Consider the following 11,801-nt stretch of genomic DNA (forward strand, 5'->3'; position numbering starts at 1 on the left):
GTAGTGAATTTTTAGTCGTTATGACTGATTGCTTGCTTTTAGCATATCAATCATAATTGAGACAGATTCATCGAGATAAACATCTGGGGCTTCATAGTCTTTAGGCACATCGTCTAACGACTTAAATGCTTTTTTGCCTAGCGATGCCTGGCGTTCATTAATGCGCTCCAGACGAAGCTTATCTTCTGAGTCTTGCTCATTTTTACGCACTTTTTCATTAAGCGACAAGAAGTTGTTGTCTTTCTCTTGACGATACTTCTGTATGTCTTCTTTGATGAATCGGAACTCCAGTTCATCCGCGATACGCTTATTGTGCAACTTGGTTAAGCTCTCTACCAATGAATCCTCACTTGGATACATGGTGTAATTTGCCTTATCGATGCTATCCCATGGTAATGCGTTTTCTTCGACGCTTTCACCGGTTTCGGACGCTTCAATTGGCGATGGATAAGCAATATCCGGCGCTACCCCACGATTCTGGGTACTACCACCATCAATGCGGTAGAACTTTTGAATTGTGTATTGAACATACCCGAGCTCTTTATCAAATAGATCGTAGATATGGTTCAACGAACGGTGCTGCTGAACGGTGCCCTTACCAAAGGAGTTCTCACCAAGAATGATCGCACGATTATAATCTTGCATTGCTGCGGCAAAGATCTCGGAAGCCGATGCACTATAACGATTGATTAAAACCGTTAACGGACCGTCGTAACTGATTTGTCCATCGGTATCCGCATTCACTTTGATCCGACCGTAACTGTCACGAACCTGGACTACCGGGCCTTCTTTGATAAACAGACCGGTCAGTGCCGTTGCTTCGGTTAAAGCACCGCCACCGTTGTTACGTAAGTCGACAATCACACCGTCAACATTCTTAGTCTTAAACTCTGCCAATAGTTTGTCAGTATCTTTTGACAGTCCGACATAAAAGCTCGGCACTTCCAACACGCCGATTTTCTTGCCGTCCTTTTCGATGACTTCTGACTTAACCGCTCGGTCTTCCAAACGAACTTTGTCACGAACAATTGTGACAATGTGACTTTTTGCTCCAGCACCTTCTGGCAAGATCTGAAGGTTAACCTTTGTTCCTTTCGGACCTTTGATTAACTGAACCACATCGTCTAAACGCCAACCAATAATGTCGACAATTTCTTCGCCATCCTGACCGACACCAATGATTCGGTCACCTTCGTCAAGCTGCTTACTTTTTGAAGCCGGCCCACCCACAACAAGAGAACGAATAACGGTGTAGTCATCCGTCATTTGTAGAACCGCACCGATACCTTCCAGAGAAAGGTTCATTTCTGATTGGAACTGTTCTGCGTTGCGAGGAGAAAGGTAACTGGTATGCGGATCAACTTGTCTAGCGAAGGCATTCATATAGAGCTGGAATGCGTCTTCGTTATTGGTTTGAGTGATTCGCTTCATCGCATTGTTATAACGCTTCTCTAAAACTTCTTTGATTTCTGGCCACTCTTTGCCAGTCAGTTTCAGGTTTAGCGCGTCATATTTAACACGTTTTCGCCACAACTCATTCACTTCCGACTCATTTTTTGGCCATGCCGCCTCTGAACGATCGAGTTCGATCTCGTCGTCGTTATCAAATTTGATTTCGTTGTCGAGCAACGTCAGAGCATAGGCAAAACGTTCGAAACGTTTTTGCATGGACAGATTATAAATATCGAATGCGATCTGGTTGTTGCCAGCTTTGAGCTGATCATCCAGTTCTACAGACCAATCTTTGAAAGAATCAATATCGGCTTGAGTGAAAATATTTCGATTATAATCAAGCATTTCTACATAGCGTTCAAATATCGCTTTGGAGAAATCGTCATCGAGACTGAAATGCTTGTAATGAGAGCGGGTGAATCGAGAGGTGACTCGTTTGCTGGCCGTTTCGTGCTGAACTTCAGGAGTAAGCACCGGCAAGTCATCTTTATTTAGTTTGGCTTCTAGAGCCTGAGTTGATGCTGCTAGCAAAAAGCTAGCAGCGATCAAGGTCACTTTTGAACGGCAATTCATGCGTAGGAGTATCTCCCTTATGCGCGCAAGTGCTCCGCTTTCACAACCATTTGTAGGCCGTTAGCAAGTTGAACACGTACATCATCCTTATTGATTTCAACAATGGTCGCTGCCATGTTTCCTTTACCCATGTTCACGTTAACTGCGTTGCCTACTGTGATTTCGTCAGCATTTAGCGCGCGTGTTTCTACAGGCTGAGTTGGTTTTTGTGCTTTTGGTTTATTAGTACGACGAGGCTGTTGAGGCTTCTTAGCCGCTGGTTTTGCTTTCGCCTTACCCTCTTCACGAGCTTTCTGTGCTTGTTCTTTACGACGAGCTTGAACTTTCGCTTTGCTTTCTGCAAGCGTAGCTTTAGCGTGTTCTACGTGCTCTTCTTCTAGCTCACCACATGGGTTGCCATCCAGATCGACACGTACCGCACCTGGTTTTACACCATGGAGGTAACGCCATGATGAAGTGTACTGTCTTAACGCTGCACGAAGCTGAGTTTTGCTTACTTTTTCGTCTTCATTTAGACGTTCCGCAAGATCTTGAAAAATACCAATTTTCAGAGGCTTTGCTTCACCTTCTAAAGTAAAGCACTTAGGGAAACATTCAGCAATATATGCGATAACTTCTTTGCTGTTTTTTAACTTTTCAGTCATGAGGGTTCCTGGTTTGAGCGGATTTCCGCAGAGCATTAAGAAAAAATATTCTCGTATTATAGTGACATGACAACGAAAAACCACACTCGTGGACGAATTTATGCGTTGTTCGCGTGTGAATTAAGCAGCTTTTCTACTTCAGACATAAAATGAGTAAGCCCTGCTTCATCTGTTTCATTGAATCGACCAATACTCGGGCTATCAATATCTAACACGCCCGCGACTTTTCCATTAATAGTAAATGGAATCACAATTTCTGAATTACTTGCCGCGTCACAAGCAATATGGCCTTCAAACGCGTGCACGTCGTATACTCTTTGTGTAGTGTTAGTTTTTGCAGCGGTACCACAGACACCTCGCCCCATTGGGATGCGAACACAAGCTGGCTTACCTTGGAACGGACCTAAAACCAGTTCGTCACCTTGAGTTAGGTAAAAGCCTGCCCAGTTGAGATCTTCTAGTTCCATGAACAGAAGTGAGCTCAGGTTTGCCAAGTTGGCAATAAAGTCTGGCTCTGACTCAATGAGTGCAGCAGCTTGCTTGGTTAGTCTTTGATACTGTTCTATGTTCATATTAACTTCCTACTTACTGATAACGCTTCCATTCTTATGGGATAACGCTAAAATGCTGACCTACTTTATAATAGGACTTATTCTCAATTACAATGATTCAGAAAGATGACACTATTAGCCGTTCTTGGTTGATAACACAAGTAAAAAAGCACAAGTCCAAGCTGATCATAGCGAACTTGATTGCTGTTTTGGCGACCTTGATTAGTGTTCCAATCCCTCTTCTTATGCCGTTAATGGTGGATGAAGTTCTATTGGACCAACCCGCCAACGGCATCGCTGCAATGAATACTATTCTTCCAGAAGCGTGGCACGCACCTACTGGCTATATTTTCTTTACGCTTTTTTTGGTCGTGCTCATGCGAGCAGCCAGCCAAGCACTTAATATCGTTCAGAGTCGTCAATTTACGCTGGTATCGAAGACCATCACCTTCGAAATGCGCAGCAAGATGATCGACAAGCTAGGCCGAATCAGTATTCGTCAATACGAGACAAAAGGCAGTGGCGGTATCAATGCTCACCTAATCACTGACATTGAAACGATTGATCAATTCATCGGCTCAACACTGGCGAAATTTGTCGTTAGTTTACTGACCGTGATAGGAACTGCAATCGTTCTTCTTTGGCTTGACTGGCGATTGGGCTTGTTTATCTTGCTGGTCAATCCAGTCGTTATCTATTTTTCTCGAAAACTTGGCAGCATGGTCAAGCACCTCAAGCGCAAAGAGAACCACTCTTTTGAGTTATTCCAAACGCGTCTGGTCGAAACGTTAGATGGTATTTATCAGCTACGAGCCGCCAATAAAGAACGAGAATTCCTCCAACAGCTGAAAAACAATGCCGATCAAGTCCGCGTCGACGCAGATAAGTATGCCTGGCAGTCTGAAGCGGCAGGTCGCGTATCTTTCTTACTATTTTTAATTGGTTTTGAGTTATTTCGCGCAGTAGCCATGCTTATGGTGCTGTTTAGCGATCTGACCATTGGCCAAATTTTTGCGGTTTTTGGCTACTTGTGGTTTATGTTGTCTCCTGTTCAGGAGCTACTTGGCATCCAATTCTCTTGGTACAGTGCCAAAGCAGCATTAAAGCGTATTAACGATCTGCTAATGCTGGAAGAAGAAAACAGACCGCCTTCGAAAGTTAACCCTTTCACTGATGATCGTGAGGTGGATGTCAAAGTAGAGAACGTTAATTTCTCTTACAACAGTGAGCACAATGTGCTGGATAATCTCTCTTTGCATATTCCCGCGGGTAAGAAAGTCGCCTTAGTTGGTGCCAGTGGTGGCGGTAAGTCGACATTGATTCAACTATTGATCGGCGTTTATCATCAAAATTCGGGGCACATTCGTTACAACGATGAACTTACTGAGGACATAGGCTTTGAAGTAATACGCGATAAAATAGCCGTGGTATTACAGCAACCTATATTATTTAACGATACCTTAAGGCATAATCTGACTCTCGGTGGTAACTTTGATGAGATGTCGTTGTGGCGTGCGTTAGATGTCGCTCAGCTCCAAGATGTCATTTCTCAGTTAAACCACGGGTTAGATACACAAATTGGCCGCAATGGTATCCGTTTGTCTGGCGGGCAACGTCAGCGCCTCGCGATAGCCAGAATGGTATTGAGTAACCCTCAATTTGTTATTTTGGATGAGGCAACGTCTGCATTAGATACAGCGACAGAAGCTGCTCTCCACAAGGCGTTAACGGAATTCTTGCGTAGCCGGACAACGTTAATTGTTGCACACCGACTGTCTGCTGTTAAACAAGCCGATTTAATCTATGTGCTTGAAGATGGAAAAGTCACACAAACCGGGACCCATGGAGAGTTAGTTGAGCAGGAAGGCTTATATCAAACCTTATATGGTGGCATTCAGTCCCACGCTTAAAGCATTATGTTTAGAGAGGTCATTGTAATGCCCTCTCTAGCTAAGCACGTCATGAAACCCAACCGAGTCCGTTTGTGCCAGGGTTGTGAACTTCCGGTTGATGTCGTCGAGTTACCTCAGGGCAGACATGCGTACTGCCCTCGTTGTGGCACACAATTATACCGTGGCGGTCAGCATAGTCTGTCGGGTAACTTAGCCATCGCCGTGACCTGTATTCTTTTATTTATCCCTTCCCACTTTTTTAATTTCATCAGTATCAGGCTGTTTGGTGTCATGATCCCTGCAACATTACCGTCTGGAATGATTGCACTGATGGAAGAAGGCTTCGTACTTCTCTCTCTTTTGATCATGTTTTGTAGCTCTTTAGCGCCGCTTATTGTCTGTGTGTCTGTCGTTACGGCACATATTTCAATCCAAGCACGTTGGTTTAATGGGCTGCGTATTTCGCTTTGGCTTATTCAGCATTTAAAACACTGGGTGATGCTGGATGTGTTTCTGGTCAGTATTGCTATCGCTTGCTTCAAACTGCAGGACTATTCAGATATTTTTGTTGGTCCCGGCTTAATTGGCCTTGCTTTGTTGCAAATATTTACCGTCCTGCTTGTTTCACGAATTAGTGTTCGTCGCTACTGGGAGGTTTGGCAACCAGAAGGCACGTATCCGTTTGAACACAAAGATGTACATTGTCATGAGTGCCACTTGTCGCAACCAGAGAATGACCGATGCCGCCGCTGTCACCACGAGCTTTACCATCGAAAACCTCACACGATTCAAAAAACATGGGCGTATCTAATTGCGGCAACCGTGGCGATCTTCCCGGCAAACTTAATCCCTATTTCAATTTTAATTACCAATGGCCAGCGCCTTGAAGACACCATTTTTTCCGGCGTTGCATCTTTAATTAACAGTGGCATGTACGGCATTGCTGCAATTATCTTTATTGCCAGTATCGTCGTACCTGTGGTCAAAATTCTTAGCCTCGCCTACATCATGCTATGCATCAAATTCAAACGTTCGGTATTTAAACGCCAACGGATGATGATTTATTTTGCAGTCAAATGGATTGGTAAATGGTCCGTCATGGATTTGTTCGTTATTTCTATCATGATGACCTTGATCGACCGAGGCCAGATACTCGATTTTACACCAGGGCTTGGTGCAGTCGCCTTTGGGTTAGTCGTGGTGTTTACTATGCTAGCTGCAGACAGTATCGACCCAAGACTAATCTGGGACCAGCCCCAAAAACAATCAGAAAAAGAGTCAGTTAATGAGTGATCAGAACAGTTCTCAAACGTCATACGTGCCGGAGGTTAAGAGGAGTAAAGGTATCTCTCCCCTTTGGCTACTCCCGATTTTGACGATGGTTTTAGCCGGTTGGCTGGTGGTGAAATCAATCCACGATGCTGGTCAGCGCGTTCAAATTTACTTCTCCGATGCAGCGGGCTTAGTCGCAGGTAGAACCACCATTCGATACCAAGGTTTGGAAGTGGGTATGGTTCGCGATATTAATCTGACCGAAGATCTTGGCAGTATTTATGTTGATGCGGATATCTACCCCGAAGCCACAAAATTACTCAATGAGAACACACGCTTTTGGCTCGTCAAACCAACAGCAAGCCTCAGTGGTATTTCTGGTTTGGATGCCCTCGTTTCTGGTAACTATATTTCTATTCAACCGGGCGAAGGTGACGAGTTAGAAACCGTTTTTCATGCCCTTGATTCTGTCCCGACAGACTTACGCGTAACTCAAGGTTTAAATATCAAATTGACAAGTCGCGACTTAGGTGGCGTATCGATCGGTTCTCAAATCGTTTATAAGAAAATCCCTATTGGCGCCGTATACAGCTATCAATTAGATGAGGATGCCAAATCCGTTACCATTCGCGCCAACATACAGGATCAATATCGCCACATCATTAATGACCGTAGCCGTTTCTGGAACGTGAGTGGCATCGGAGCAAACATTGGATTTGGCGGTGTCGACGTTCGTTTAGAAAGCATGAGTGCCTTAATCGGAGGTGCAATCGCGGTAGACTCGCCTGACGATGGTGAACCCGTTGTTGAGAATACCCAGTTCCGTTTATACAAAGATTTGAAGACAGCGGGCCGAGGCATCGCAGTCAAAATAGTCTTGCCCGATGACAATAACATCAGCGCCGAAGGTGCACCCATCATGTATCGCGGCCTGGAAATTGGTCAGGTCACCGATTTAAGCCTTTCTGACGGCCGAGAAGTGATTCTTGCTTCTGCAGCGATACAGCCAGCATTCAGTGACATACTGACCACAGGGACTCGCTTTGTGCTGGAAGAAGCCAAGGTTTCACTTTCCGGTGTCGAAAACATCGCGAACCTGGTACGTGGTAACTACCTGACCATTGTTCCGGGTGAAGGCGAACGATCTCGTAAGTTCACCGCTATTCGTAAAAATGAATTTAATCAGCAGCAGGAAAAGTCTATCGCTATCCGGCTCAGTTCTGATAATTCATTTGGCTTAGACAGCGGCGCGAATGTGCTCTACAAAGGAATTGTCGTTGGTTCAATCATTAAAGTGGGATTAGCCGAGGAAGGCCAGCAAGCACAGCATGAAGTGTATATGGATGTCTTGATTGATCACGAATATAAACACTTAATTAAGTCGAATAACCGATTCTATGTGACCGGCAGTGCTTCGGCGGAACTAACAGAATCAGGGCTCAGTGTCACCGTTCCGCCGGCAAAACAGTTGCTTACTGGATCAATCAGCTTTGTCAGTGAAGGCGAAAGCAGCATTCAGAAAGAGTATCAACTGTTCCAAAGCGAATCATTAGCAGAACTGGCGCAATACAACCGCCGCGGCTCAAAAATATTGACCTTGTTCGCTCCTGAGTTGCCTTCGATTTCGAAAGGCAGTCCTCTACTCTACCGCAACCTTCCGGTAGGTAACGTGGCCGATTTCCATTTGGTTGATGGTGGCGTGGTGATTCAGGTGAGTATTGAAAATCGTTTTGCACATCTTTTAACGTCGCAGACGGTATTCTGGAACCGTTCAGGTATAGAAATCGATGCATCTCTCGCAGGCGTTAGCGTAAAAGCTCACCCACTCAAATCCATCATACAAGGCGGTATTGCCTTTGATTCGGTTCCCGGCGTTGAAAACAAAATCGGTGACCGCTGGAAGCTTTATGAGGACCAAAAAACAGCACGCAAATTTGGCCGTGTTATATCTCTGACAACGGACGGTACTCAAGAAGTCGTGAAAGGCATGCCTATCACCTATCAAGGCGTGACGGTGGGTGAAGTGACACTTGTTGTACCAAACTTCCGACGTAATTTAGTCGAAGTGACGGCGCGTATATTACCCGAGTACGTGGCTGATATTGCCGTGGAAGGTTCTCGTTTTTGGTTAACCGAGCCAGAGATCGGTCTTGGCGGGGTGAAAAACCTCGGAGCCTTGGTTTCCAAGTCCATCAGTGTCAATCCCGGCAAAGGCAACGGAGCCTTTAGTTTCGAGTTAGAGAAACAATTTGATCAAGTCGATGGCGTGATGTTCACCCTACAAAGTGAACAACGCGGTTCGGTACAAGCAGGAACACCTATTCTTTACCGTCAAATGGAGGTGGGTCAGGTAACCGATGTTCGCTTAGGTGAATTCGCCGATCGTATTGTTACGACAATTAAACTCAAACCGGAATACGCCTACCTTGTGCGACAGAACAGTGTGTTTTGGAATGTATCTGGCGTCGATGTATCGATAGGTCTTACTGGTGCAAACATCAAAGCAGGCACCATTGATAGCATTGTGCGTGGAGGAATCGCCTTTTCAACACCGGAACAATCACAAATTCCACCGGCTGCAAAAAATGGCCAGACCTTCTTCCTCTACCCTCAAGCGGAAGAGAACTGGTTGCAGTGGCGAACAGCGATTCCTAAACCATAGTGGCAGGATATACAAAAGAGCAGTAATCGCTGCTCTTTTTTATTCTCCGAGCCCGGTGGCTATTCGTTTCTGCGCCGGTTTCGTATATTATTTGCGGCAAATTCTGCAAACGAGACGTCACATTGCATCCTAATGTCATCATCCCAGACGCGTTTCTGGAAAAAATCCAAACCATCCTGCCTGACGGCCTTAACATGGAAGACTTTGTTTCTGCCTGTCAAAGGCCATTACGTAAAAGCATTCGCGTCAATACACTAAAGATCAGCGTCGAATCCTTTGTCCAAAAAGCAGAAGAGAAAGGCTGGACGCTTTCACCGGTTCCATGGTGTGAGACTGGCTTCTGGATTGATGCAGATGAGTCTGTCGTACCGCTAGGAAACACTGCAGAGCATATGTCTGGATTATTCTACATTCAGGAAGCAAGCTCGATGATGCCTGTGTCTGCCCTATTCATGAACGATGAGGCATACCATGCGGTCCTTGATACCGCAGCCGCTCCGGGTTCAAAAACCACACAAATCGCAGCTCTAATGAACAATGAAGGTGTACTTGTTGCCAATGAATACGCCGCGAGCCGTGTGAAAGTGCTGCATGCCAATATTGAGCGTTGCGGAGTGCGTAACGCCGCGCTCAGTAACTTTGATGGTCGGGTGTTCGGTGGTTGGTTGCCAGAACAGTTCGATGCCGTTCTGCTGGATGCACCTTGTTCCGGAGAAGGCACCTTACGCAAAGACGAAGATGCGATGAAAAACTGGACACAAGATTCGGTTTTAGAGATTGCGGATACACAAAAGGATTTGATTGAAAGTGCCTTTCACGCATTGAAACCTGGCGGTGTTCTGGTTTATTCAACCTGCACGCTAAGTACGGAAGAAAACCAGCAAGTCTGTCATCATCTAAAAAACACCTTTGGTGATGCGGTAGAGTTTGAGAGCCTAGAAAACTTATTTGAAGATGCCAAAGCGGCGCTGACCGAAGAGGGTTTTTTACATATTTTCCCTCAGGTTTATGACTGTGAAGGGTTCTTTGTTGCACGTATTCGCAAACACTCTTCCGTCGAAGCACCCGAGGTGAAAAAGCGCATGGGTAGATTCCCGTTTGCTAAAGCTTCAAAAAAGGAATCAGCTGAGATTGCTCATCAGCTTCAGAAAGCTCTGGGCATTGTTCTTCCGAATGACAGTACGGTTTGGCTGCGCGATAAAGACGTTTGGTTATTCCCTGATGCGCTCGAGCCTATGATTGGTGAGCTGCGCTTCTCTCGTATGGGAATAAAAATAGCTGAAGCACACAAAAATGGATACCGCTGGCAACATCAGGTCGCAACCACTTTGGCGACAGGTAAAGAAACTAATGCTATTGAGCTTACCATAGATGAAGCCCGTGAGTGGTATATGGGGCGTGACGTCCGTCCGCAAAATATTCCCGCAGGCTTAAAAACAGGTAAAGGCGAAGTGTTTGTTAAGTATCAGGGCACCATCATCGGTTTAGGAAAGTGGGTCAGTAACCGAATTAAAAATGGTCTTCCGAGAGAATTAGTACGAGACAAGAACTTATTTTAATATTTTTGCCATCGCTATAACTTAACGATAAATAAAAGAAAAGCCATCGTAAACTCGATGGCTTTTTTTATTATAAGTATGAAAGAAGCCTAGCGGTCTAGCGTTCCGAGTGGCCTGTACTAAACTAAATATATCAACTCAGAGCATTATTACTGCATCTTCCATATAACTTCAGCAATAAACGCTCAAAAATAAGCGAATAATAAGGTTTTAGCGTAGGCTCCTCGGAGCCATTTCCCCTAGGCCCAAAAAAATGGAAGCATTTGGGCCGTTTTTTTTATCCGTTATTTCGCTCTGCTATTTTAGCTAAAGTACACTGATGGAGTATTATGCTAGGCGGATACCATCTTTCTCGATAACGATCTTACCTTGCTTGTACAGACCGCCAATGGTTTTTTTGTACGTTCCTTTACTGGTACGAAATGCTTCAAAAATCGCTTCTGGGGAAGATTTATCATTAAGAGGAAGAAAACCACCCTTCTTCTCTAGCTGATCGATGATCTTACTTGAAAGGTCGTCCATCTTAGCGACACCCACTTTTTGTAACGCCAGATCAATCTTGCCATCTTCTCGAATTTGCTTAATGTAGCCTTTCAGCTTTTTACCAATATACAGTTTACCGAAAACATCGGATGGGAAAATCATGCCCCAATGTTTGCCGTTTACGATCGCTTTGTAACCAAGTTGGCTGCGTTCAGCAATAATAAGGTCCACTTGCTGGTTAATTTCGTAATTTGCTGGCGTTTTATCCAGCCATTTATTGAACTTTGTCGTACCAACAATTCGACCCGAGGCTTTATCAGTGTATACGTAAACCAAGATCGTTTGACCCGCAGAAAAGCGCGTGCGCTGTTCACTAAATGGAATGAGCAAATCTTTATCTTTGATACCCCAATTAACAAAAGCACCGGTCTTATTGACACCTTCGATCTTCATCAGGCCCCACTCACCTACCTGAGCGATTGGGGTTTCAATGGTCGCAGCCAGTTGGCTTTCTGAATCAAAGTACAAAAATACGTCAATTTTATCGCCAATTTCTGTGCCCTCTGGGACATGTTTATTTGGCAGCAAAACAGAACCGTAGTCATCACCATCCAGAAATACGCCAAAATCAGCCTTTTTAATGACTTCTAAGCTGTTAATTTGACCAATTTTAATCATTGATTTTGTCTCTTTTTAAATTTACCTGGAATTAT

Annotated in this window: 8 protein-coding genes; 4 read left to right on the forward strand and 4 right to left on the reverse strand. The window is 44.8% G+C overall.

Going from position 1 to position 11,801, the window contains the following annotated elements; genetic code table 11:
* Positions 1–18: 18 nt before the first annotated feature.
* From prc to RXX31_RS07340, 3 genes are all read right to left on the reverse strand, one after another.
* Positions 19–2,025: a carboxy terminal-processing peptidase gene (gene prc, locus RXX31_RS07330; RefSeq protein ID WP_317588415.1), complete on the reverse strand. Its 2,007-nt coding sequence runs from the start codon at positions 2,023–2,025 to the stop codon at positions 19–21.
* Between the two features lie 17 nt (positions 2,026–2,042).
* Positions 2,043–2,669, reverse strand: a complete 627-nt coding sequence (gene proQ / locus RXX31_RS07335; protein WP_014231893.1) for an RNA chaperone ProQ — start codon at positions 2,667–2,669, stop codon at positions 2,043–2,045.
* Positions 2,670–2,767: 98 nt separating this feature from the next.
* A complete protein-coding gene (locus tag RXX31_RS07340) occupies positions 2,768–3,241 on the reverse strand; it encodes a GAF domain-containing protein (protein WP_317588416.1) in 474 nt (157 codons plus the stop codon).
* A gap of 92 nt (positions 3,242–3,333) precedes the next feature.
* Between RXX31_RS07340 and RXX31_RS07345 the strand changes: the two genes are divergently transcribed.
* From RXX31_RS07345 to rsmF, 4 genes are all read left to right on the forward strand, one after another.
* On the forward strand, positions 3,334–5,130 hold the full coding sequence (locus RXX31_RS07345; RefSeq protein ID WP_317588418.1) for an ABC transporter ATP-binding protein: 1,797 nt from the start codon (positions 3,334–3,336) through the stop codon (positions 5,128–5,130).
* Positions 5,131–5,157: 27 nt separating this feature from the next.
* Entirely contained in the window at positions 5,158–6,405 is a 1,248-nt protein-coding gene (locus RXX31_RS07350; protein ID WP_317588419.1) for a paraquat-inducible protein A, read from the forward strand.
* Entirely contained in the window at positions 6,398–9,046 is a 2,649-nt protein-coding gene (locus tag RXX31_RS07355) for an MlaD family protein (protein ID WP_317588420.1), read from the forward strand. Before RXX31_RS07350 ends, RXX31_RS07355 begins: the two co-directional genes overlap by 8 nt.
* Positions 9,047–9,168: 122 nt before the next feature.
* On the forward strand, positions 9,169–10,605 hold the full coding sequence (gene rsmF, locus RXX31_RS07360; protein WP_317588421.1) for a 16S rRNA (cytosine(1407)-C(5))-methyltransferase RsmF: 1,437 nt from the start codon (positions 9,169–9,171) through the stop codon (positions 10,603–10,605).
* A 327-nt stretch (positions 10,606–10,932) separates the two neighbouring features.
* Here rsmF and RXX31_RS07365 read toward each other — a convergent pair whose 3' ends face one another.
* Positions 10,933–11,766 carry a S1 RNA-binding domain-containing protein gene (locus tag RXX31_RS07365; RefSeq protein ID WP_317588423.1) on the reverse strand — a complete coding sequence of 278 codons (834 nt, stop codon included), beginning with the start codon at positions 11,764–11,766 and terminating at the stop codon, positions 10,933–10,935.
* Positions 11,767–11,801: the final 35 nt, after the last annotated feature.

Source organism: Vibrio sp. EA2, from assembly GCF_033042495.1.
Taxonomy (GTDB): domain Bacteria; phylum Pseudomonadota; class Gammaproteobacteria; order Enterobacterales; family Vibrionaceae; genus Vibrio.

What these genes read in the sequence shown, in the direction of transcription:
- prc (WP_317588415.1), bottom strand. Translation starts at nt 2,025, where the DNA reads ATGAATTGCCGTTCAAAAGTGACCTTGATCGCTGCTAGCTTTTTGCTA.
- proQ (WP_014231893.1), bottom strand. Translation starts at nt 2,669, where the DNA reads ATGACTGAAAAGTTAAAAAACAGCAAAGAAGTTATCGCATATATTGCT.
- RXX31_RS07340 (WP_317588416.1), bottom strand. Translation starts at nt 3,241, where the DNA reads ATGAACATAGAACAGTATCAAAGACTAACCAAGCAAGCTGCTGCACTC.
- RXX31_RS07345 (WP_317588418.1), top strand. Translation starts at nt 3,334, where the DNA reads ATGATTCAGAAAGATGACACTATTAGCCGTTCTTGGTTGATAACACAA.
- RXX31_RS07350 (WP_317588419.1), top strand. Translation starts at nt 5,158, where the DNA reads ATGCCCTCTCTAGCTAAGCACGTCATGAAACCCAACCGAGTCCGTTTG.
- RXX31_RS07355 (WP_317588420.1), top strand. Translation starts at nt 6,398, where the DNA reads ATGAGTGATCAGAACAGTTCTCAAACGTCATACGTGCCGGAGGTTAAG.
- RXX31_RS07365 (WP_317588423.1), bottom strand. Translation starts at nt 11,766, where the DNA reads ATGATTAAAATTGGTCAAATTAACAGCTTAGAAGTCATTAAAAAGGCT.